General features: G+C 43.9%; 19 protein-coding genes. 1 reads left to right on the top strand and 18 read right to left on the bottom strand.

Features of this window, described 5'->3' with window-relative positions; genetic code table 11:
- Positions 1 to 54: 54 nt before the first annotated feature.
- The 10 genes from PTQ21_RS20290 to PTQ21_RS20245 all read right to left on the bottom strand — a co-directional run bounded on the left by PTQ21_RS20290 (position 55) and on the right by PTQ21_RS20245 (position 11,793).
- Complete coding sequence (locus tag PTQ21_RS20290) at positions 55 to 942, bottom strand: carbohydrate ABC transporter permease (protein ID WP_063565073.1); 888 nt, start codon at positions 940 to 942, stop codon at positions 55 to 57.
- A gap of 10 nt (positions 943 to 952) precedes the next feature.
- Positions 953 to 1,822, bottom strand: a complete 870-nt coding sequence (locus PTQ21_RS20285) for an ABC transporter permease (RefSeq protein WP_274570537.1) — start codon at positions 1,820 to 1,822, stop codon at positions 953 to 955.
- A gap of 184 nt (positions 1,823 to 2,006) precedes the next feature.
- Positions 2,007 to 3,644: an extracellular solute-binding protein gene (locus tag PTQ21_RS20280; protein WP_063565074.1), complete on the bottom strand. Its 1,638-nt coding sequence runs from the start codon at positions 3,642 to 3,644 to the stop codon at positions 2,007 to 2,009.
- Positions 3,645 to 3,862: 218 nt separating this feature from the next.
- Positions 3,863 to 5,515, bottom strand: coding sequence for a sensor histidine kinase (locus tag PTQ21_RS20275; protein WP_063565075.1), 1,653 nt, complete (start codon positions 5,513 to 5,515; stop codon positions 3,863 to 3,865).
- Positions 5,484 to 6,239, bottom strand: coding sequence for a response regulator transcription factor (locus PTQ21_RS20270; protein ID WP_079696107.1), 756 nt, complete (start codon positions 6,237 to 6,239; stop codon positions 5,484 to 5,486). Before PTQ21_RS20270 ends, PTQ21_RS20275 begins: the two co-directional genes overlap by 32 nt.
- Positions 6,240 to 6,466: 227 nt before the next feature.
- The gene (locus PTQ21_RS20265; RefSeq protein WP_063565077.1) at positions 6,467 to 7,348 is read right to left on the bottom strand and encodes a carbohydrate ABC transporter permease; all 882 of its coding nucleotides are present in this window, start codon (positions 7,346 to 7,348) and stop codon (positions 6,467 to 6,469) included.
- Positions 7,349 to 7,363: 15 nt separating this feature from the next.
- Positions 7,364 to 8,254, bottom strand: coding sequence for a carbohydrate ABC transporter permease (locus PTQ21_RS20260; RefSeq protein ID WP_063565078.1), 891 nt, complete (start codon positions 8,252 to 8,254; stop codon positions 7,364 to 7,366).
- 52 nt (positions 8,255 to 8,306) lie between these two features.
- Entirely contained in the window at positions 8,307 to 9,581 is a 1,275-nt protein-coding gene (locus tag PTQ21_RS20255) for an ABC transporter substrate-binding protein (RefSeq protein ID WP_274566904.1), read from the bottom strand.
- An 85-nt stretch (positions 9,582 to 9,666) separates the two neighbouring features.
- The gene (locus PTQ21_RS20250; protein WP_161490583.1) at positions 9,667 to 10,512 is read right to left on the bottom strand and encodes an AraC family transcriptional regulator; all 846 of its coding nucleotides are present in this window, start codon (positions 10,510 to 10,512) and stop codon (positions 9,667 to 9,669) included.
- A 315-nt stretch (positions 10,513 to 10,827) separates the two neighbouring features.
- Positions 10,828 to 11,793, bottom strand: coding sequence for an MBL fold metallo-hydrolase (locus PTQ21_RS20245; RefSeq protein ID WP_274566903.1), 966 nt, complete (start codon positions 11,791 to 11,793; stop codon positions 10,828 to 10,830).
- A gap of 199 nt (positions 11,794 to 11,992) precedes the next feature.
- On the opposite strand from PTQ21_RS20245, the gene metE reads away from it, so the two are divergent.
- Entirely contained in the window at positions 11,993 to 14,284 is a 2,292-nt protein-coding gene (gene metE / locus PTQ21_RS20240) for a 5-methyltetrahydropteroyltriglutamate--homocysteine S-methyltransferase (protein WP_274566902.1), read from the top strand.
- Positions 14,285 to 14,362: 78 nt separating this feature from the next.
- Here the strand turns inward: metE and PTQ21_RS20235 are convergent, their stop codons facing one another.
- The 8 genes from PTQ21_RS20235 to PTQ21_RS20200 form a co-directional block, all read right to left on the bottom strand.
- Positions 14,363 to 15,328 carry an alpha/beta hydrolase gene (locus PTQ21_RS20235; RefSeq protein ID WP_274566901.1) on the bottom strand — a complete coding sequence of 322 codons (966 nt, stop codon included), beginning with the start codon at positions 15,326 to 15,328 and terminating at the stop codon, positions 14,363 to 14,365.
- 45 nt (positions 15,329 to 15,373) lie between these two features.
- Entirely contained in the window at positions 15,374 to 15,988 is a 615-nt protein-coding gene (locus tag PTQ21_RS20230; RefSeq protein WP_269056729.1) for a TetR/AcrR family transcriptional regulator, read from the bottom strand.
- A gap of 137 nt (positions 15,989 to 16,125) precedes the next feature.
- On the bottom strand, positions 16,126 to 17,178 hold the full coding sequence (gene vanG / locus PTQ21_RS20225) for a D-alanine--D-serine ligase VanG (RefSeq protein ID WP_274566898.1): 1,053 nt from the start codon (positions 17,176 to 17,178) through the stop codon (positions 16,126 to 16,128).
- A gap of 54 nt (positions 17,179 to 17,232) precedes the next feature.
- Positions 17,233 to 18,039, bottom strand: a complete 807-nt coding sequence (locus PTQ21_RS20220) for a D-alanyl-D-alanine carboxypeptidase family protein (RefSeq protein ID WP_274566897.1) — start codon at positions 18,037 to 18,039, stop codon at positions 17,233 to 17,235.
- A complete protein-coding gene (gene alr, locus PTQ21_RS20215) occupies positions 18,005 to 19,159 on the bottom strand; it encodes an alanine racemase (protein ID WP_274566895.1) in 1,155 nt (384 codons plus the stop codon). The genes PTQ21_RS20220 and alr overlap by 35 nt, the downstream gene beginning before the upstream one ends.
- 319 nt (positions 19,160 to 19,478) lie before the next feature.
- Entirely contained in the window at positions 19,479 to 20,330 is an 852-nt protein-coding gene (locus tag PTQ21_RS20210; RefSeq protein WP_079696117.1) for a hypothetical protein, read from the bottom strand.
- A complete protein-coding gene (locus tag PTQ21_RS20205) occupies positions 20,327 to 20,851 on the bottom strand; it encodes a sigma-70 family RNA polymerase sigma factor (protein WP_274566893.1) in 525 nt (174 codons plus the stop codon). Before PTQ21_RS20205 ends, PTQ21_RS20210 begins: the two co-directional genes overlap by 4 nt.
- A gap of 237 nt (positions 20,852 to 21,088) precedes the next feature.
- On the bottom strand, positions 21,089 to 22,450 hold the full coding sequence (locus tag PTQ21_RS20200; RefSeq protein WP_090806215.1) for an LLM class flavin-dependent oxidoreductase: 1,362 nt from the start codon (positions 22,448 to 22,450) through the stop codon (positions 21,089 to 21,091).
- Between the last annotated feature and the right edge of the window lie 15 nt (positions 22,451 to 22,465).

The following is a 22,465-nucleotide window of genomic DNA, read 5'->3' as shown; positions in this document are numbered from 1 at the left end:
TCACCCCCTTCCATATTTCTCAGGCAGAACTGCAGATGATGCTGATAACCAGAACTATTCTTTTACGGCTCCAAGTACGATTCCGTGGATTAGATAACGTTGCAGAAAAGGATATATCATCAGAATGGGAATCATGGATACCAGAATTTTGGCAGAATTCAACGTTGTATTGGAGATTTTATTGAACTGCTGCAGCTGTTCGACCGAAAGATTCTGCATCTGATCCCGTGTGAGACTGAGCTGCTGCAGATAGGTCTGGAGCGGGATTTTGGAGCTGTCGTTAATCAGAATGATGCCGTCGAAGAAATTGTTCCAGTGCCCCACAATAACAAACAGCATGATCGTTGCCAGACTCGGCATGGAAATGGGGATGAAGATTTTGAGCAGAATTTTAAGCGGACTGGCACCGTCAATAAATGCGGCCTCTTCCAGTTCCTTTGGAATTCCCTTGAAGAAGTTCATGAGGAGAATCACATTAAAGACAGGAACTGCCCCCGGCAGAACCAGCGCCCAAATGCTATTAATTAACCCCAACTTGCTGATGACCATATACCATGGAACGATTCCGCCGCTGAAAAGCATTGTAAACACAATAATCCACATATATGTGTTTCTCGATCTGAATTGTGTGACGCTTCGTGACAACGGATAGGCCATGAGAATGGTCAAAAACATGTTGATTGCTCCCCCCAGCACCACCCGCTCGACCGAGATGAAAAAAGCCTTCCAAAACTTCGTATCATTCAGAATCTGGCCATACGATGAGAAATTCAGCTCCACTGGAAAAAAATAGACCCGACCTGCATTAACAGCTGTACTGCTGCTGACGGACACCATAATGGTATTGACAATCGGCGCCAAGGACATGAACGTAATCAGAATTAACGCAAACATAATCAACAGGCGGGATAGCCTGGAGCCGAGCGATTTGGATTGAATCATGCTAACCCTCCTAGAAAATTCTGTACCCCGCATACCTCGAAGCCAGTCTGTAGGAAATCACGATCAGAACAAAGCTGATCACCGATTTCATCAGTCCAATCGCTGTTGCAAATGAATATTGCATGTTGATCAGACCCATACGGTATACAAAAGTATCGATAATATCGCCCGTTTCATATACCAGCGGATTATACAGGTTAAACACCTGATCAAAACCCGCATTCAGTACATTACCAAGACTCAGCGTACCCAGCAGGATAATCGTTGGGAACATACCCGGCAGCGTGATATTCAGCGTCTGTTTCCAGCGACTTGCGCCGTCCATTGCGGCAGATTCGTACAATGCAGGGTTGATTGCCGTTAATGCAGCCAGATAGACAATCGTCCCGTAGCCAAATTCCTTCCACGTATCCGTCACAATGAGCAGCGGCCTAAACCAGTCATTACTCGCCAGAAACATAATCCGCTCCAGTCCGAGAAACTCAAGGAAGTTATTCACCATGCCATCGAAAGAAAAGATCATGGTCAGCATGGTGCCCAGAACCACCCAGGACATAAAATGCGGCAAATAGACGATGGTTTGAATTGTACTCTTGAATACTTTCAGACGCACCTCATTTAACAGCAAAGCGAATACGATGGGTACAATCAACCCTAGAGCAATCTTTCCAACCGCGATAACCAATGTATTAATGAAAATCTGCTTCGCGTCCGGCAGTTGAAACATATATGTGAATTTGGAAAGCCCTGCCCACTTTGACCCGAATATTCCTTTGGCAGGAATGAACTTTTGGAATGCCATCACGACCCCGAACATCGGTACAATTGAGAAAATGAACAGCATGATCATGCCAGGCAGCAGCATAAAATGATAGGTCATTTCGTCAAAGGTTTTACGTTTCTTTTTGCTCCGGTAACGCACTTCCCGCTCTTGATTAACGGTTGTTTCCATTTGCGGCATTGTCCTTTCCACCTCCATCATGTGCCTAATTGGACAGGCTTTATCGACGAAAGCCCGTGCGGAAGTCCACCATCAGGCTTTCGCACCTAAGCTCACGCGATCCTTATCTGTTGCTCATCTCGTTGACTTCTTCTGTAATCTCGTCACCACCCGTACGTTTCCAAGTGTCAACAAACTTATCGAATTCATCTACAGGAGCTTCCCCCATAATGATCTTGAGCATGGTTTCCTCTTCGAGCTTCTGCAGATTCGCCCACTTCAGCTTCATCGTCTCGGTTGTTCCGTAGAAGCCTGCGGGAATCACTTCCAAATTCGGGTTATTCGCCTCACGCTGTCCCTCGATCCGGGAGAGATATTCACCATAGGTGTTTGCATCGATCGCATTACCTTTCTCTTTGAATTCCTGATAGGCCTTGAAAGAAACCATTCGATCTTCCTGAACAGCGGAAGCATCTCCGGCCTCATCCGCCTTAATCAGATCATCGTAATACCGCTTCAGCACATCGTCATAATCCACTTGCATCGGAATCTGGGTAGGATCATTGTTCCAGCGGCTTGCATCGGTGAGCAACTCGTCAGCATGCTCTTTCTTGTAATTGATTGCGTCCTCCGTTAAGGAGTACAGGAAATCCGTTGTTAAATTGACTGATTTCATAATCGCTTCAGGATGAGCAAAATCCTTCTTCACAACGACGATACCACCGCCCACCGGATCTTGCCGGATCGTCTTGAACTTGCCATTTTCATCCACTGGTGCAGATACGGCAACCCAGACTGCTTCAGGATCTTGTTTGATGGAATCCTTGTAGTTGGTGTAGCCGATCCACCATGGATTAAACACCATTCCGGCCTGTCCGTTGATGACGAGAGCTTCCTTCTCTTCACTCGACCGGACAGCAAACTGTTTATCAATCAAACCTTCTTTATACATGGCACTCAACTCTGTCAGCGCTTGCTTCACTTCAGGCTGAACAGATCCATATTCAACCTGACCGTTCTTCTGAATCCAGTTCATCGGAAAGGCACCGTGTGCAGCAAAGATCGGCGTAAAGTTCATCGCATTGGAATCCATGACCATGCCTACCGTCTTGCCTGTTCCCGAAACGTCCTTCTCCACAAACATTCTCGCGAGATTCCATACATCCTCGACGGATTCCGGGAGCTTCGCGCCTACTTTATCCACCCAATCCTTCCGGACCCACAGCAATTGGTGCTGGTTTCCGATATTCGTCATGGGCAGACCCATGATTTTACCATCCACCTTTACCTGATTCAGCAGCAAATCTCCGTAGGAACCATAAATATTTTTAACACCCTCGGATGCTGTCTTCTCATAAACCTCTGTCATGTCGGCAATGAGATCGTTATCCACCAGTTGATTAAATATTTCGCGGCTGACAAGCATTACATCCGGGAGGTCACCTGTCGTCATCGAGAGTGACAGCTTCTGATCCATATCATCTGTTTCCCAAGCCACCTTGGCTTTGACGTTCACCCGGTCTTCTACATAGCGTGTAGCCAAATTGTTTTCAATGGTATCGCCGGCAGGCAGATTGTTCACATGATTGGTATTTCGGCCAATCGTAAATTCCACGGGTGTCTCATATTTACCATAAGGTTCATAGTCCTGTTGTGAAATTTGCGGTTGTGCACTCTCGTTATTGCCCCCGGTACAGCCACTGATTACAGCTATCATCATGCTTCCGATCAGCAGCGTAGCCATCTTACTGCGCTTCTTCATTCTGTCATCCCCTTTATCTGATTTGCTTTTGATAACCAAATTGTATGCGTTTTCACAAATGGCGTATATGCCACATTTTTCGGATATGTAACACTTTTTTTATGACCTCCAATTTACTTTATTTCTCTGTATTAAAAGTTTATAACAGTAACAAATAAGCGGTCGCAACAGCAACCGCTTCCGTACTAACGCTATGTTTTTAATGTAACTACACGCAATCATGTGGCAGGAAGGACGATTGACACTTCCGTTCCGCTGCCTGGCTCACTATGAATAACGAGCCCGTAATCCCGACCATAATACAGCTTGATTCGGTCATTAACGTTCCGAACACCACATCCGCCGTTCTCTCCTGTTAACAACCCTGCCGTCTGCATAGGCGTCATGCCAACACCGTTATCACAAACGGTTAGTTTAATCCCTTCTCCCACCCGGTTAACTGTAATGTGAATGCGATAATCTATCGCATCTGCCTCCACAAAACCATGCTTGATGGCATTTTCCACAATTGGCTGCAAAATAAAATGAATCACCTCTGTATGTAATACCTCGTCATTGATATGGTAATCCACATCAAATCGGCCATCGTTCATGATGAGCTGCAAATCCAGATACGCTCTAATATGCTGCACCTCAGCCTCAATGGTGGCCATATTCTTCCCCTGGTTTAGTGTTGTTCTATAGAAACGGGCTAATGCAGATACCATATAACTCGTTTCTATATCCGCCTTTTTCTCGGCCCTCCAGCGTATAAATGAAAGGGTATTGTACAGGAAGTGAGGGTTGATCTGACTAATCAACTTGTTATATTCACTTTCCTTCTTGGCAATTTCGGCGTTATACACCTGAGAGATCAGGCTGTTGATCCTTGTCAGCATTTTACCGATACCGTTAGTCAGCTCACCAAATTCATCCCTGGATGAACTCCGGATAATCACATCCAGATTGTTCCGCTCTACCTTGTCCACCTTGTTCTTGATATGGATAATTCTTTGCGTAAAGTTATTAGAGATGACATAAATGAGCAGGAAGGTAATGACCAGGCTGAGGATGATGACAAACAGCGTAATTTGAAAAATACTCATTGCATTGGCGTACGCATTGGTATTCAGCAGATTATAGTGAATGGTCCAGCCGTTGTTAGCGAGTGAGCGGCTAAGACTTAGATCGCCAGACTCCCCAACTTTCGAACCTGCGGCCACAGCAACACGCTTGTGGTTTTCCTGAAATATCACATGCTGCTTCGCGTCCTCAATATGAACAGCTACATGTTCCGACAGATTGTCCAGATCTGCAAAGATGCTATCATGCTGAATGGAGATCACCATAAAATTGCTGTCTTTCGGATTGCTGATCAGTTCCTGAACGAGATAAAGCTTCTCCCCATCCACAATCCAGCGCCTGCCTCGAAATCCGTCATACCAAGCCTTACTCTTGAGATCCCCAATTGGCAAAATATTATTGCGGATCCCCAATAACTCCCCGGATGTATAAAAGGTAATGCCTTCAATATCATCATCCATCAGCCGGATGTTCGAGATCAATGGCTCCAGAATGTCCCGGAAATCCAGGTACATATTATAATAATTATCTTCGTAGTCTTTCGTAAATATTTGGGATAAATCCCGGTTAAGCACCATGAACTCACTTAGCGTATTGTAGCGATTAATCTTATAATCCATAATGTTAGCCACCTGCTCCAGACTCGCTTCAGCTTCGCTCCGCAACTCCTTCATTTGAATACGGTAAGACTGTATGAAGGAGAGCAGTCCAAGCAGAAGGATCGGAATGAGTGCAATCACCAAATGGGATAACAGCAGCTTGTTTCGGAACCTGATATCATTGAATTTGCTCTTGATCCATCCGATCATGAAGCACCCCGCACTCTCTGAACTGTAACGGACTGACGCCAAACCTGTTTCTGAACAGCTTGGCAAAATAAGAATGATTGTCGATGCCAACGGCCCCTGCAATATCATTGATTTTCATATTCGAATGAGCCAGCAGATGGCTTGCACGCCGCAAACGATAATCGGTCAAATATTTCGAGAAGTTCTCCCCGGTCTCTTTTTTAAACAAAATGCTCAAATACCCTGGCGATAGATAAACATCGTGGGCTGCCTCGGATAATGAAATATCTCTCTGATGGTTATCCTTCACATAATCCTTCACCTGTCGAATGACCTTCGATTCCACGGATTCCGGTTCGGGACCTCCGCCATAAGCACGGATCTGCGTGATATCCTCCATCACCTGTAGAAACTCTTCCCTAACCAGTGGCTTGAGCAAATAATTAACCACACCCAGTCGAATGGCACTGCGGGCATATTCAAATTCATCATAACCGCTGCAGATCACAATCTTTATATTCTGCTGCGTTTTCCTGGCTTGTTTGCTAAGCTCTAGTCCGTCCATAAGAGGCATTTTGACGTCGGTGATGAGGATATCAATCGCGTTCTCTACCAGAATTCGCTCTGCGCTCTTTCCGTTCTCGGCTTCCAATACTTGAAAGGGAAAGCCGTAGTGAGAGATCAAATCCTTAATGCCTTCTCTTTGCACGCACTCATCGTCAACAACAAGAACATTAAACATCATGACATCTCCTTTGCAAGTAAAGTGAAGGCAAACTATAAGGGGACTATCTTGGTGTACATAGTATTCAGTCATATCGTAGTATATCATAGATTTAGGAAAGGGCTTTCAAAAAGGTAATCCACCAATTTTCAGGCATCGATGTCCATGATTTAAGTGCCCAGCGACATAGAAATATCATGTAAAACAACAAAAAAGCCGCCAAAAAGGCGACTATTTCCGTACACGTGCTATCCCTTAACCGCACCTAATGCAACGCTGCCTATAATTTGTCTGGAGAATATCGCAAAGACAATGATAATAGGCAAGATCGAGATCGCAACACCCAAATACAACAGTCCGTAATCCATTCCATAATATCCTTGTACCAGCGCAACGAGTACCGGAAGCGGATATTTATCCAGGGAGAAAAACAGGACCAGCGGCGTGAGAAAATTATTCCACGAACCGATAAAGGTGAATATACCAAGGGCCGATATGGCCGGGCCCAGAATGGGCAAGACAATCTGATTGAACGTGCGGAACTCCCCTGCACCATCTACACGTGCAGATTCAATAATCTCGTCTGGAATGCTGCTCTCCATAAATTGTTTGATAAAAAACACATTAAATGCATTCGCCGCTGCCGGCAAAATGATCGCTGCATAGCTGTCCAGCAAACCTAACATACTGAACAGACGATACATCCCGATCAGCGCGAGCTGCCCAGGCACCATCATGGTCGCAAGCAAGAACAGGAATAGCCAGTTGCGACCTTTGAACTTGAACTTGGCGAAGCCATAAGCCGTTAGTGAACCGATATACAAAGATAGCACCGTAGACGTTCCGGCAATGAAAAAGCTGTTGGCAAACCCGCGCCAGATATTGATTTTGGAAGCCATGTTCGTATAATTATCCAGCAAGAAGGGGCCGGGCAGAAACGTAAATGTCGATGCAATCGTCGCATTATTATGCGTGGAATAGATGAGCATGAGATAAAATGGAATGATACAGAGCACGGCTAGGCCAATCAAACACAGATAAATAATGACTTTGCCCAGTGTCAGACGCCTCACAGTATCGTACTGCTGTAGAGTAACTTTTTGTTGTTCGACTGGTTTGACGGTTGGCATTTCATTTCCCCCTCCCTATGCACGGCTCTTGCGCTTCGTCATCATGAAGGATACGACCGATAGCAGGATAATGATGATGAACAGACAGAATGCAATGGCCGCCCCATAACCAAAACGTGTACTTTGGAATGCCACATTATACAGATACATAATACTCGTCATGGCTGCACGATCCGGACCACCCGTTCCATTCGTCAATGTAAACGGCTGATCGAAAATCTGAATACCCCCAATAATGGACGTGATCATCTGAAATAGAATGATTGGGCGGAGCATTGGAACGATGATATGAATGAAAATATGTTTCTTTTTCGCCCCATCCATTTGAGCGGCTTCCTGCAGTGCCGGATCAATACCCTGCAGCCCTGCCAGATAGATGACCATGGAGTAACCAAAGTATTGAAAGAACAGAATGGATGAAACAATCAGTCGCATAAACCAAGGATCATTTTTCCAGTTAATTGGATCATCGATAAGTCCAACTTGAACCAGAAAATGATTTAAACCGCCGGATTGCCAATCAAAGATCAGACTCACAAGCAGACCCAATGATGCAGCGGTAACGATGTTGGGAAAGAAATAAACCGCTCTGAAAAAGTCTCTTCCCTTAAGTAACTTGTCGTTGAGGATAAAGGCGAGTACAAGCGAAACAGTAAGTTGTGGGACCACAGAGACACCCCAGATAAAAAGAGTATTAAATAATGTCTTGTAGAACAAAGGATCTTGCAGAACAGCAATATAGTTACCCATTCCGACGAAGTCTGGCGTAGTAATCCCATCAAAGTTGGTGAAGCTGATATAGAGAGAATACAGAATGGGGTATAGCCCAAAAATGGCGAAAAGAATGAAAAACGGAGCAATGAAATAGTATCCGTAATGATCTTTGCGGATTGACTTGGCAAACATGATTTGTACCCCCAGTCATCGGATGATTAAAAGGCATTCGCTTACTTCTAAGCTAATCCACTTCCAGCTCCGGAAATCTCAATTTGACATCACGATTGATTCGTTTTACGGCTTCTTCTTTGGTCTGAATGTCATTATTGAGATACAACTGGAGAACATTTTTGAAGATGTCATTGTTAATGGTTGAATCATATTTGGTTCGCTCATATACAGGAACCTGCTTGGCTGCTTCCGAGAAAAACTCAAAATGCTTCTGCCCTCCCAAATACGCTGAAGATACAGATCCCGCAAGCTGATCATTCACGACCATGTTACTTGTGAAATAGTCCTGTTCCTTCGCCAGCCCAGACAGAAAATCATGATCAAAGTTATAAAACTCAATAAACTTCCAGGCCAGATCCTTTTTGTCACTTTTGCTGTACATCGCAATATAAGTTCCACCGGCACTAAAAGCAGATGGCCCCGGCGAGAGACCCCACAATCCTTCGGTATCCGGAGCGTTCGCCTTAAAGGTGTATTGCAACGCCCAGGTTGCTCCCGGATAGAACATCACTTGGCCTTTTTGCATCGAAGCCGCATATCCTGCACTACCATCATCCAACTCTGCAAGCACATGCCGCTGACGGGCTTCACGAACAAGGTCAAGCACCCTCATATAAGAGGGATCGATGACTAACTTCCCATCCTTAACCCAAGGGATACCATCATATGAATTGGATATCGCATTCCAGTTGGCAAGGGCATGAACTTTATTTCCACTCTCCTGCTCAACTCTCTCTCCAATTTCGAATATCTTCTCCCATGTATCAATTTGCGGCGCTACCTTCTCCGGATCGTCCGTACCCAAATATTCTTTGGCCAGATCTCTCCGATAATAAATACCTCCAGGCGTTCCCTGATAACCGATCGCTTTAATATTTCCTTCGCTATCCTTCTCATTAGCCTGCACAAAAGCATATTGCTCTGGAATTAATTCATTGGCGTTATACGGTGCTGCCGATAAATTCTCCAGATAAGGCACATCAATTAGCTCTCTTATATTTGCATTCTCGATCATAAACACATCCGGAGCCTTAGACGTTGTCTGTAGTGCAGACTTAAGCTTGGTGATGTAGAAATTGCCTGGAATATTGACAAAATTCACCTTAATGTTAGGATATTTCTCCTCGAATTTTTCAATAGCATAACCTGCTTCATCCGTAAAACTCCAGACGGTGATTTCCTCCTGCTTGGACTGGTTGGCTCCACTTGGTTGGCAGCCGGACACCATTAACACTGCGCTTACGAGTGCAATCATGGAGATATATTTAAGCTTAAACTTCTTCATGGGCCCCCTCCTTCAAAAAGGAAACGCTTACAATTTATTAGAGTATATGGATTTTGGAGAAGGCTTTCTCCCCAAATATTGTGAATCATCCTTCATATGTTGTGATATTTGTACGATGCTTCTTGCGAAATTCGGACGGGGTACAATCATTATATTTTTTGAACAGACGGTTGTATGAGTTCACATTGTTGAACCCATGACCAATGGCAATATCCAGAATAGATTCGTCGCGAAACAATAACGCCCATTCTGATTTGATTATTCGAAAATGATTCAGGTATTCCATCAGTGTGATTCCTTTGATCTCTTTAAACAATTTACATACGTGAAACTTGCTAAATTTAATGTGCTCTGCGACTTGATCCAGTTTGACGGGTTCAGCGTAGTGCTCCTCCAGGTATTCACAGACCGATTCAAGAAATTCAAACTTTTTGGAAGGCGTACAAAGGCATCCTGAAGTTAATTCATCTGTAATCGGTGCCTTTGTGCGCAGCATATGAACGATGAGATCATATAATCTGGCAACCATTAACCAGCGATACCCCGCCTGTTGATCTTTCTCTTCATTCGCTAAAGCATCTATATATTTCCCAAGATTTTTCTCATTACAAAGGTTGGACGGGATGACCGTCGTTTTGTTGAAAAGCTCCCCCAGGTCATGGGTTTCTTTTTCGGTTGTGAAGCTTCCCGTTAATAACTCCAGCCGAAACAGGATAATAGTTAAATGATCTGTACCTGGCAAGAAACAGTGAATGTCTCCCGGTTTAATAAGCAGCACATCTCCGCGTTCAAGGTCAAATACATGGTTATTGATGCCAATTCTCGCGCTTTTCCCATTGACTACAACCAATTCAACCTCTTCATGCCAGTGTGCGGCAAAATTAAACTGTTCCTCGGTATGAATTACCTTGATTGGAAAACCTTCAGTCATATGACCTGTTTCAAGAAAAGTAGGTACACCCATCAAATCACCCTTTCCACATTTTCCAGTTCAACAATGATCTAGTTATCATTATTATGCATCAAGTATAGCTGTCCCTTCTAATCGAGATAAAAAACGATTGAAAAAACGAAAAAAAAGCTCCCCAACATTTGTTAAGGAGTCTCTATTATGAGTCTATCTTCTTAACAACCATGATCCTGAATAGTACCTGCTGAGAAGGATCAAAACAAAAAAGTCGCCTTATAGGGCGACTTCCTAAAAACTATAAGTATGATGTGAGGACAATAACGGATCGAGTCAGGTTCAACTTTTACCACTTTTCTTGATCCACTCATGCATGCTTTGCAAATTGGACTTGAAATACGTAGTGAAGAACCATTCCTGATAGGCTGATGGTACAGTAATTTCGTCCAAGCTTTGGTTTCTTTGAGCAGCATCGGTCACTATTTCCAATAGATCCGTTATGTAGTCTTTGACTTCATGTAGTGCGTTCAATGAACATACTTCTCCATGCCCCGGTACGATGATTTCTATATCCAGCTGTTCGACTTTGTTCAAAATATCCAGCCATTGCTGAGGATTAGCATACATGAGAACCGGATGATGTTTAGATAAGACCAGATCCCCCATTATCGCAATTCTGTCTTTCGGAATAAACACCAGGGCATCGCTCTGGGTATGACCTCCGCCAAAAGTAATAAGTTCAACACTGCGCTTACTGCCATGAATAGTCATCTGCTGATCAAAAGTCAAGTTCGGTAATGAATATACCAGATCGGGGAGCATCTTCATATATTCACGGTCACTGGCATTATCCCATTGCATTTCCTGTCTTAACTTTTCGTTTGTCTCTCGTTGTATTTGTTCATCGAGTTCGTCTATAGCATCATATATCGCTTCAGGTTTTGCCAACTGCTGCGTTATCCTGTTCCTAACAAAAGTATCCATAATTTCGCGAGTAATCGATGTGGAAATAATCTGTGCTGCAGGGACAAATACTTGATTGCCACATGTGTGGTCACTATGCCAATGCGTGTTGATTACATAAGAAGCCTTTCTACCCGTGAGGTACTCAGCGGCTGCTTGCAAATCCTCTGCAGCCTGTATCGTCGTAAATGTGTCCACAACTAGCGTTTCATCGCCTAAGTCAACGATTGTGGCATTGCCCAATGAACCTGTACCGGGAACTGCAATCGCAGCAAATACACCCTCGGTAACCTCATTCAATCGGAAATGCCTTGAACCTGTGAATGCCCCTATTCCGCGCATTATGGATACCTCTCCTTTCTGAATCAAACGTCATTATATACTAAAACGATCGATTAACCCAGTCTGAATCGACAGCGGTTTTCTCAACCTCTTTCTGGTATAGCCATAGGCTATAGCTAGATATAACTTAATGGAATTACATTATAACTCCGGATATGTGGTAACTTTTTGGTAACATATTGTAGAGGAGTTTTACGTCATGGCAAAAAGCAGTGTATTGGGATATCCACGAATTGGTGCGGATCGGGAATGGAAGAAAGCCTTGGAGGCATTCTGGTCAGGTAAGCTCGAAGAAACAGATTTTCAAGCAAAATTGCAGGAGATTCGGTTAGATCACCTGCGCAAGCAGCAAGAAAAAGGTATCGATCTTATTCCTGTCAATGATTTCAGTTACTATGATCACATTCTGGATACTGCCGTTATGTTCGGAATTGTTCCAAAACGGTTTGCATATGACGGTGGCGCTGTACCTTTGTCCGTCTATTACGGAATTGCACGGGGAACGAAAGATGCAGCAGCAAGTGAAATGACAAAATGGTTTAACACGAACTATCACTATATCGTGCCTGAACTGGACGGTGCTTCCCCTGCCCTTACGGAAAATAAACCACTTATTGCTTATCGCGAAGCTAAAGAGAAGCTCGGTATTGAAGGAAAACCGGTTCTTGTCGGACCGTTGACCTTCCTGAAGCTGTCCAAAGGATATGATAAATCCGAAACGAACGCTTGGCTGGACCGCCTGCTTCCGCTCTATGTACAAGTGCTTCAAGAGCTTGCAAATGAAGGAGTTCAGTGGGTACAGATTGACGAGCCAATCCTCGTTACCAAAACAAGTGATGCTGACCTAGAGCTGCTGAGTAAAATTTATGAGACGTTTGCATCTGCTGTACCAGGTCTGAACATTATGCTGCAAACCTACTTTGAATCCGTAGAGAACTATAGCAACATTGTTGCCCTACCGGTTCAAGGTATCGGACTTGATTTTGTACATGGAGCTACGGGTAACATTCAGTCCATTCAAGCGTCCGGTTTCCCAGCGGATAAAGTTTTGGGTGCTGGGGTTATTGACGGCCGTGGGATCTGGAAAGCCTCTTTGCCAGGAAAACTGAAGCTGTTGGATGAACTGGCTGAACTCGTGACACCTGAACGTTTAATCGTGCAATCCTCATGCAGTTTGCTTCATGTTCCGGTAACGACAGAGCGTGAAACTAAACTCACATCCGAACTGAAAAATGCTCTGGCGTTTGCAGATGAAAAGTTGGACGAGATCGTTCTGTTGACGAAAGCATTGTCTTCAAGAAACGCTGAAATCATCGCTGAAATTGAAAATTCCGATCGTACGATCCAGGCTCTCCAGCAATCTGAAGAGCGCAATCGTGTTGCTGTTCAAGAAGCCGTGGCTACACTCAGCGTTCAACAGCCGGAACGTTCCCGTCCGTTTGCCGAGCGTCATATCGCGCAGCAGGACAAATGGAAATTGCCACTTTTCCCAACAACGACTATCGGCAGCTTCCCACAATCCGCAGAAGTGCGTAAAGCACGTCAATTGTGGCGTAAGGGTGAGTTGAACAATGAGCAGTATGCTGCCTTCATCCGGGATCAAATTGATATCTGGATCAAAATTCAGGAAGACATCGAGATCGATGTTCTCGTACATGGTGAGTTTGAGCGTACCGACATGGTAGAGTTCTTTGGCGAAAAACTTGCAGGGTTTGCCTTTACACAATTCGGATGGGTTCAATCATACGGTTCCCGTTGCGTAAAACCACCAATTATTTTCGGAGACGTTGCATTTACCGGAGAAATGACCGTTGAAGAAACCAAATATGCACAGTCCCAGACACAACGTCCTGTAAAAGGTATGCTGACTGGACCGATCACCATCATGAACTGGTCATTTGTACGGGAAGACATTCCGCGCGAGCATATCGCATATCAATTGGCGTATGCACTGAGACAAGAAGTCGAAGCGTTGGAACAAGCAGGTATTGGTATGATCCAGGTCGATGAGCCAGCGGTTCGCGAAGGACTGCCGTTGAAGGAAAACGAGCAAGCCGATTATCTGGCTTGGGCTGTCAAAGCTTTCCGTATTTCCACTTGCACGGTTCAAGACACGACTCAAATTCACACACATATGTGCTATTGCGAATTCCATGACATGATCGATTCCATCGAAGCGATGGATGCCGATGTTATTTCGATCGAGACATCCCGCAGTCACGGTGAACTGATTCACAGCTTTGAGTTGAACACTTATAAACTAGGTATTGGACTTGGCGTATATGATATCCATAGCCCACGTGTTCCAAGTGTAGATGAAATGACGAGCATGATTGAACGCGCCTTGCGTGTATTGGACCCTAAATTGTTCTGGATTAATCCGGATTGCGGTCTCAAAACTCGTGGACTCGAAGAAACCGTTGCTTCCTTGCGAAACATGGTTGATGCAACCAAGATTGCTCGTGAAAAGCACGTTGCAACAACGGTTTAATTGGAATAGATAAAGAATTCAAAAATTCGTTTATAAAAGGCGTACATTCCTATGTTATGGAATGTACGCCTTTTAATATCATCTTTTCGCTGTCTGCTCAGCAAAATAATGATCTACTGCGTATTTAAATGAATCAATAAAAACTGAAACTGCCTTTTTACTTACTTCTGCATTGGGTTGAATAATATCAAAGCCATGATAGCAGCCTTTGTAGAGTTCGAAATCAACAGGTACACCTGCTTTTCTTAAGTTTTCTACATATTGAATCGTTTCGTCTCGAAATGGTTCCAAATCACCAACAAAAGTGACTGTCGGAGGAAGATTGCTGTAGTCGGTAGCTCGGGCAGCAGCCGCATAGGGAGGTACATCCTTCCCTACCAATTCGCCAAGATACAATTTCCAAGCCCACTGATTATAATCAGAGTTCCAAATGGGGGCATTATTGTCCTTAGCGGATTCAGTAATCATTCTATCATCGATCATGGGATACAGCGGCATTTGAAATGCAATGTTTACTTCTCCCTTATCTCTGGCGTAAAGAGTAAGTGCAGCGGTTAGACCACCTCCAGCGCTTTCTCCGCCTACCATGAGTTGATCCTCTCTAATCCCAAGTTCTTTCACATGGCTTTTCATCCATAAAAGGGTATCATAACAATCATTTAAAGCTGCTGGATAGGGAGCATCAATCGATAATTGATAATCTGGTGCAACGACTACACAGTTCCCTGCATCAATTAATTTTTTGTAGGTTGCCCCGAATTGCTCCGGGTTTCCCATGGCATATCCCCCTCCATGTATCCAAAGGACACCTGGCGCATTACCTTTGGCGTGTAGAGGTTTATAAATTCGAACACGTATCTTGGAGCCATCACTTGTACGTGGTATCCATTCTTCACTACACTGTAAACCGTCGATGTCTTTCCCCGCTGTTGAATCCGATCTTTTTTTGATTTTCCTCATCGAGTTAAGCCACTTTTCTTCATGAGAAGATTTCATTAATAAATCAATAAGTTTGCCTTTCAATCTTAATTGTTTATCAATCATTTTAGTTGTAACTCTTATCATATTCGCCATCCTTTCAGGAGTTTTCTAAAATCCGGTTCGCAAGTAGTTGAACATGTCATCCAAATATTGATCCAGCGTCATCTCCCTAGGAGAATTTGTTGTCCCTTGCCCTGGAAGCAGCACGTTGATACTTCCATCGAATATCGCGAGGACAGCGCCGTATACAGCCCCCGAAAGAAGATGGGAGTATCCTTGGGGATACCGTCCGTGGGATAAATCGGTTAGTGTTTCCTGAGCCGTAGCTTGCAAACGAGAAAGCACACTGAGAAGATACGGTTCGAGCGTTGGATACTGTTTGGAAAGCAATACGAGTTGACGCATTTTGGAAACATACTCTGCGGTTAGTGATCTCTTTATCAATACATATAGAGCATCCAACGGCAGTATGTTTTGTTGTGTAATTTCATTGAATGGCTCGTCATCGTAATGGTCTGTTGTAAGTATTGCCGCCATGGCTATCGCTTCTTCTTTACAAGAGAAATGGTTGGCAAACGTTTTTCTGGAGTACCCAGCCCTTTGAACGAGATCATCGATAATGAATCCATCCAATCCCCGCTCAACCGCAAGTTCAAACGCTGCGCTGGCCAGCGCTTTTGTGGTTGCCTCTCTTTTGATATCACGCAAACTTGGTTTATTCATCGCTAAATAATGCCCGCCCTTCTGTTAGGGTAGATTTAGTCTTCATTCCTTCATGATAATATGATTACCCATTGTGTATTATTACACAATGGGTAATCAAATATTTCTTTTCAGTTTTATGTTCCACTTGGCCGCTCTCAGTTCTCATCAATGGCAAGCTCTATGAGCTGGTTAAGAATATCTGCATAAGTCATGCCGCTAGCTTGGAGCATGTTAGGATAGCGGGAATTCGACGTGAAACCAGGTATCGTGTTAACTTCATTGAACACCATTCTTCCGTCAGTGGTCAGGAACATATCTACTCGCGCAAACCCTCTGCACCCAAGCGTTTTATAAATAGTCAAGGCACTCTCTTTAACCTTCATTGCAGTGTCCTCATTAATGCGGGCTGGCAAGTGAATCTTCGAACTGATCAAGGAGTACTTTTCCGAGAAGTCAAAAAAGTGCCCCTGTAGTTCAATCTCATCAATCATGCCGATTTTGGGATCAGAATTGCCCAATACAGCACACCCCACTTCAAAACCATTAATATTCTGCTCAATGACAACTTTGCTGTCGTATATGAAGGCGTGTTCAATTCCAGTAATCAACTCTTTCCTATTGTTCACCTTCGATATTCCTAATGACGATCCTGATCTAGCCGGCTTAACAAAGAGTGGGAAACCCAGTGCTTCTGCTTCTGATAGCACTTCTTCCATCCGTTCACTCCTATGTATTGTAAGGGAACTCGGTGTATCTATGCCTGCTGCCTGCACCAGTTTATGAGCCAGTTCCTTGTCCATACACAAAGCAGAGGATAACATGCCACATCCAACAAACGGTATGCCCGACAGTTCCAATAAGCCTTGCAAGGTTCCATCCTCACCGTATTTGCCGTGAAGCACTGGAAATACAACATCAATCGTTGTTACATGATATTCCATATGAACTAGCTCAATGAGTCCTTTGACTTCTCTGCTAGGTGAGAAAAAGGATGGGATACAACTCGGATGCAAATGCCACCGATCATTGCGAATATCCTCAACCGTTCCACTATATCTGAGCCAAGAGCCTTGCTGTGTAATTCCAATTAACACAAGATTGTATTTTTCGGTATCCAAATTTTCAATCACTGAAGCGGCTGAGCTCAAAGAAACGTTATACTCACCTGAACATCCGCCAAACAATACCGCAATCGACTTCTTCTGCATCGTAAAAGCCTCCTAAAATGTGATATGAATCTAAATCACCCTTATTGCTATAACTTAATTTTTGGAGAAAGTCGTAACAATGAATCCTTCACGATTCGTCCCTGATATGCGATAAGAATCACAGCTCAAGATCGGGATATGGCTAGATGTCCCTTTATCCGCGGAAACATAATATATCTGGATTGTCATGTCCTTTTCTTTAATTGTAAGCTGCTCTCCAGAGAACCGATATTGCTGTACAAAATCGATGTACTCCTCTAAACATAGCTTGTTTTCTTCCATGATTTTGGAATGGGGATATCCTACATATCTAAAATGCCAGGGCTCATAAGCAATACGAGTGATCGATTCTTTTTCTTGTTTATATCGAAGGATAAAACCGAATTGTATGGCATGTTGTCTGAAGGACTTGTAAATGCCCGTGTCCGGAAAGGAAGGAGCAATAAAATCGATATTCGATTTCAATTTACCCACATCGATAGCCAACCCCGTTTGGTGTTCACTATGGTCAGGCAAGGCAACGTATTTGGAAGTATATTCCGAACCCTGTTCTATCAAACAATCTTGATAGATCTGGACTTGATCTTCTTTTGTTCGATATGCGCTGACGGCGACAATTTCATCCGTCCCCCCACAAGCTTTAAGCAGAGCATGAAATTGATTGAAACACTGCTTCTCCAGAAGCATCTCCTTATTTAACTTCTTTATTGAAGGCAAGGAATCCAGTGACTCTAGTTGATGGACTTGTACTTGCCTTCTGATTGGGTTTTGATCATTTATTAACACTAAGTGTCCTTGAAACCGTTCTTCGTTACTTACGCTGATTTCAATATGTTTTTGTACGACTTCCCGTGATTTCATGATGAACTTCCCCACCTTCTTTATAAATTCGTAACACTCTGTCCGTGATGGAACTCGTTATTTCTTGAGAGACACCACCGATATGATTGGCCAGTACCTGAATCGGAATTTCCTGCTCACCTGAATAGCCAATGAAGGTCAACTTTGATCCTTCCGGAAAATACATGGGAAGCTTGACCATCAATTGATCCATGGAGATTTTCCCTATAATTTCTGCACGAACCCCTTCCACCAACACCTCCGTATTTTGCATTCTCTGCGACCATCCATCGGCATAGCCGATAGGCACTGTTCCGATCCATTGATCTGAGTCTGTTTGATAAGCATTGTTGTAACCCACATATTCGCCTTTTTTTAATCTTTTCGTTTGCAAGAGTCTACTGTGTAAACTGAATGCTGGTTTTAGTTGGATGTTAGGTACTAATTTTTCCGGATAAAAGCCATAGATTGCAGCTCCTATTCGAGCCATATCCATGCACAATTCCGGAAATCGAAGTGCTGCCACACTTCCCGCACAGTGATAATGATTGATTGGAATCCGTGACATACTGCTCCACTCTTTCATTTCCAGGAAGCGTTGAATCTGAAGCTGTAGATAACAGTTGTCTGCCTCACCTGCAGTCGCGAAGTGGGTATAGAACCCGTCGAATACTACATCTGATGCTCTGAGCCAAGGAACCATTTCTTGCCACTCTTCTTGCGTGCGTATACCGATTCGCCCAAGTCCAGTATCCATTTTCACATGCACAGATAACTTATGCGGGGTATGAACAGGCTTGTATTTTCTCATCTCCTGAAACCAAGACGCTTGTGTAACGGTAAGCATCAAATCATGTTCCAGAGCCAAAGGTACAAATTCAGGACGAATCGGAGTCAAAATAAGAATCGGTTGTTTTAAGCCCGCATTCCTTAGGCGGATGGCTTCTTCAATGAAGGCACACGCTAAATAATCCGCGCCTGCCTCTACTGCTTCTTTGCTCGTCTCGATATCTCCATGGCCGTATGCATTTGCTTTAACAACGGCCATTAGTTTGGTCGAACGTGGTAGAAATTTGCGGATCTCTATGATATTTTTGCGAATTTGCGTTAAATCTATTTCAGCCCAAGTATCTCGGTACATCCGAATGATTTCCTCAACCGAATAGATAGCTTGTTTTTACTTAATATTTTCAGTAGATCCGCATATGCACTTTTCATTGTTTGGCCTCCTAAAGGTGTAAATGTAGTGCGTTGAATTGATTTAAGTGTATATTAAGGCCACTTCAGCTCCTATCGATCAAACTTACACAAAACTGACAACGATGTAAGATTACAGATTTACACTTCTCATAGTTACAACAAAAAAAGTCGCCAAAAGGGCGACTCGTAAAAGATAACGGAAATGAACTTCAATAATAAAGTCTACAAGAAGAAGCCTGCGTTAAGGCAGGCCACTTTCATTATTGCGGATTTTCATTACTCATCCAGCTGTCGACATGCAGTGGTTCACTGTATTCTTCTCGGTCAGTAAATTCTTTCAGGTGTTTCTCTGCATCTGCCCGGTTATCGAAGGCACCCATAACGACGGTGAATTTTCCATTTTGGGTCTGCACAACGCTGCTGCCATCGGCAGAATACTGTTCAGCCAACATAGCCAGTGCTTCACCCTGCTCCATGTCTTCGCTCCGTACAAAGAAAAGTTCATGCGATTGCGTTGTCTTCCCGTCTGAAAAAAGCTTCAACTGAATATATCCAGGTTGCTGATACTCTGACACGGAATAATCCACATCATCTTTAAGTTCAACCACAAAGCCAATCGCAGAATCATCCAAAATGATATTTTGATAGACATCTTTTACATTCTTAAGTGCTTTAATATCCTTCTCCAACTTGTCATAATCCAGATGACGTACCCCATTGAAGGTGAAGATCAGACGATTCGGCCCTTCTTTGTGATCCACAGTATACGATGGAGCAGAGGTGATCTGTTCACCATCGATCTGAAAATTAATGTTTAGTGTATCCGATTCTTTGGTCGTTGTAACCGAAACACCATCTGTGCGCTCCCCGCCCCCACCAACTTGCAAAATTTTGACGACAGAACCTATAACAGGTACATCGGATAATGCCTTGGCTACACCCGGAACGTTAGCTGTTATCATCACCGCAGCACAGGCAGCAACCAGGGATGAACTACGCCAGATCATCATTTTTCTTCGCTTTTGGTTTCGTGCGCGCTGACGGGCTTGCTGAATAACTCCGGAAAGGCCGGATGGGATATTGATCTGTTCATATCGTTCTTTTCCTGTCATGTAAAATCAACCTCTTCCTTGGTCAGATATTTTTTGAGTTTGTTTAAGATCTTATAGAACCTGGTCTTCACCGTGCTTTCCGGCAGGGACAGTACCTCCGCCATATCCTTGAATCGCTGATCCTGGAAAAATTTCAAAACGATAAATGCCCTATCTTCGGGATGCAGATGATCAAGTGCTTCGTATAAATCCCATTGCTCTTCAAGCCCCATGGAACTCTCCTCGGCTGCAAACGGTATTGTACTGTCTTCCATATACGTGTATTTCTTCTTTCGTCTGATGTGATCCAGAGAACAGTTGATGACGATCCGGGTCATCCAGGTTTCAAAATAATCAGGACTTTTCACTTTTTCATAAGATAGAAAACCTTTATAAGATGCCTCAGATATAATTTCCAAGGCTTCCTGTTCATTTTTCACATAAGAGAACGCGAAGCGATAAAGCTTTTCTTTACATGCCTCCAGACGATCACTGAACTGCTGTTCAGTTAGTGCTGTACTTTCCTTACTCAGTTTGTCCACCCCCGTTGCGACTGTATATTTTGATTATTGCCGCATTTTTAATAAAGCTTACTTTGTATGTTGTTTCGCATGTTAGACAGCTGAGAGTCGAAAATAGTTTTAAAGAAATGAATTTTTTTTATTTGGGAACAAGAACTTATATCGTCCCAAACGAAAAAAAGCCGCCAATAGGCGACTTCTTTTCTCTTTCTTCATTAGGGAGACCAGCAATTGAAAATCAGACTGAAACAGCTGTTTTCATATTGTTATGGAGGTCTTATCTAACGTCTTCTCTTTTTGAAAATGACTTATACCCGGGCGATCCAGCCCAAGATGATCACGAAGCGTGCTGCCCGTATAATCCGTGCGGAAGAGTCCACGTGCTTGAAGAATCGGCACCACATGATCCACAAATTCATTCAAATCTCCCGGCAGAACAGGTGGCATGATGTTAAATCCGTCGCAACCATATTCTTCAAACCATTGTTGCATCAAATCAGCCAGTTGTTCATAGGTCCCCACAAACTGCATGTGCCCTCTTGCCCCTATCAGCCTCCGACCCAGCTCAAGAATGGACAACTTATCTTTTCGTGCCATGTCCATAATCAGCTGTACCCGGCTTTTCATGCCATTGGAAGCTTCCACGGGATCAGGAATGTCAGGCAGTTGGCCTTCGACAGGATATTCCGAAAGGTCAAACTTAAGCATCCCGGATAACATACCAACTGCAGCCGCCGGAGGGATCAACTCCTGCAGTTCTTGATATTTCCTCTGAGCTTCCTCCTCCGTCTTACCCAGAATCGGTGATAAACCAGGCATTATTTTCATACTGCTTTGTTCGCGTCCATATAGAGCGAGTTTGGATTTGACGTTATTATAGAACTCTTTCGCAGCATTCAGAGACTGTTGGGCCGTGAAAATCACTTCACCATAGTTGGCAGCAAAATCCTGTCCCGGTCCGGATGATCCAGCTTGGATGAGTACAGGGTATCCTTGCGGCGAACGAGGTACATTGATCGTACCTTGGGTGGAATACCACTGCCCTTTATATGAAACTTCCTTTAATTTAGATGGGTCTGCAAATAGTCCAGCCTGCCGATCCACAATTAAGGAGTGATCTTCCCAACTATCCCAGAGCAGAGTGGCTACTTCGACAAATTCCCGCGCCATTTTATATCGAAGCCCATGCTCAGGATGCTCTGTTCGTCCATAGTTATTTGCTTCAACATCCAATTGGGAGGTCACGATGTTCCATCCTGCGCGTCCTTCACTGATATGGTCCAATGTGGCAAATTTTCGAGCTACGTTATACGGCTCGTTATAGGTAGTCGACACCGTGGCGGTCAAACCCAGCTTTTCTGTATCCGTAGCCAATGCCGACAGGAGCGTTAGCGGGTCCAGCATCCCTGCAGCCGATTGATCAGCACCCATTACATAGAGAAGATCAGCCAGAAACATCATATCAAACTTGCCTCGTTCAGCTGTCTGTGCGATGGATCGGTAAAATTTATAATCAAAAATCTGTTCAGCTCCTGAATCCGAGCGGCGCCAGCCATAGTGATGATGACCTGTATAATAAATGAATGCCCCTAGATGAAGCTGCTCTTGTCTAGTCCCCATATATATCTTCCCTTC

The sequence above is a fragment of the Paenibacillus marchantiae genome, from assembly GCF_028771845.1.
Lineage (GTDB): Bacteria > Bacillota > Bacilli > Paenibacillales > Paenibacillaceae > Paenibacillus > Paenibacillus marchantiae.
The sequence above is the reverse complement of the archived record's forward strand: the minus strand, read 5'-3'. Positions and strand labels throughout refer to the sequence as shown.

What these genes read in the sequence shown, in the direction of transcription:
- PTQ21_RS20285 (WP_274570537.1), bottom strand. Translation starts at nt 1,822, where the DNA reads ATGACCTATCATTTTATGCTGCTGCCTGGCATGATCATGCTGTTCATT.
- PTQ21_RS20260 (WP_063565078.1), bottom strand. Translation starts at nt 8,254, where the DNA reads ATGTTTGCCAAGTCAATCCGCAAAGATCATTACGGATACTATTTCATT.
- PTQ21_RS20235 (WP_274566901.1), bottom strand. Translation starts at nt 15,328, where the DNA reads ATGATTGATAAACAATTAAGATTGAAAGGCAAACTTATTGATTTATTA.
- PTQ21_RS20245 (WP_274566903.1), bottom strand. Translation starts at nt 11,793, where the DNA reads ATGCGCGGAATAGGGGCATTCACAGGTTCAAGGCATTTCCGATTGAAT.
- alr (WP_274566895.1), bottom strand. Translation starts at nt 19,159, where the DNA reads ATGTACCGAGATACTTGGGCTGAAATAGATTTAACGCAAATTCGCAAA.
- vanG (WP_274566898.1), bottom strand. Translation starts at nt 17,178, where the DNA reads ATGCAGAAGAAGTCGATTGCGGTATTGTTTGGCGGATGTTCAGGTGAG.
- PTQ21_RS20280 (WP_063565074.1), bottom strand. Translation starts at nt 3,644, where the DNA reads ATGAAGAAGCGCAGTAAGATGGCTACGCTGCTGATCGGAAGCATGATG.
- PTQ21_RS20270 (WP_079696107.1), bottom strand. Translation starts at nt 6,239, where the DNA reads ATGATGTTTAATGTTCTTGTTGTTGACGATGAGTGCGTGCAAAGAGAA.
- PTQ21_RS20200 (WP_090806215.1), bottom strand. Translation starts at nt 22,450, where the DNA reads ATGGGGACTAGACAAGAGCAGCTTCATCTAGGGGCATTCATTTATTAT.
- PTQ21_RS20290 (WP_063565073.1), bottom strand. Translation starts at nt 942, where the DNA reads ATGATTCAATCCAAATCGCTCGGCTCCAGGCTATCCCGCCTGTTGATT.
- PTQ21_RS20220 (WP_274566897.1), bottom strand. Translation starts at nt 18,039, where the DNA reads ATGAAATCACGGGAAGTCGTACAAAAACATATTGAAATCAGCGTAAGT.
- PTQ21_RS20250 (WP_161490583.1), bottom strand. Translation starts at nt 10,512, where the DNA reads ATGACTGAAGGTTTTCCAATCAAGGTAATTCATACCGAGGAACAGTTT.
- metE (WP_274566902.1), top strand. Translation starts at nt 11,993, where the DNA reads ATGGCAAAAAGCAGTGTATTGGGATATCCACGAATTGGTGCGGATCGG.
- PTQ21_RS20255 (WP_274566904.1), bottom strand. Translation starts at nt 9,581, where the DNA reads ATGAAGAAGTTTAAGCTTAAATATATCTCCATGATTGCACTCGTAAGC.
- PTQ21_RS20210 (WP_079696117.1), bottom strand. Translation starts at nt 20,330, where the DNA reads ATGACAGGAAAAGAACGATATGAACAGATCAATATCCCATCCGGCCTT.
- PTQ21_RS20275 (WP_063565075.1), bottom strand. Translation starts at nt 5,515, where the DNA reads ATGATCGGATGGATCAAGAGCAAATTCAATGATATCAGGTTCCGAAAC.
- PTQ21_RS20265 (WP_063565077.1), bottom strand. Translation starts at nt 7,348, where the DNA reads ATGCCAACCGTCAAACCAGTCGAACAACAAAAAGTTACTCTACAGCAG.
- PTQ21_RS20230 (WP_269056729.1), bottom strand. Translation starts at nt 15,988, where the DNA reads ATGAATAAACCAAGTTTGCGTGATATCAAAAGAGAGGCAACCACAAAA.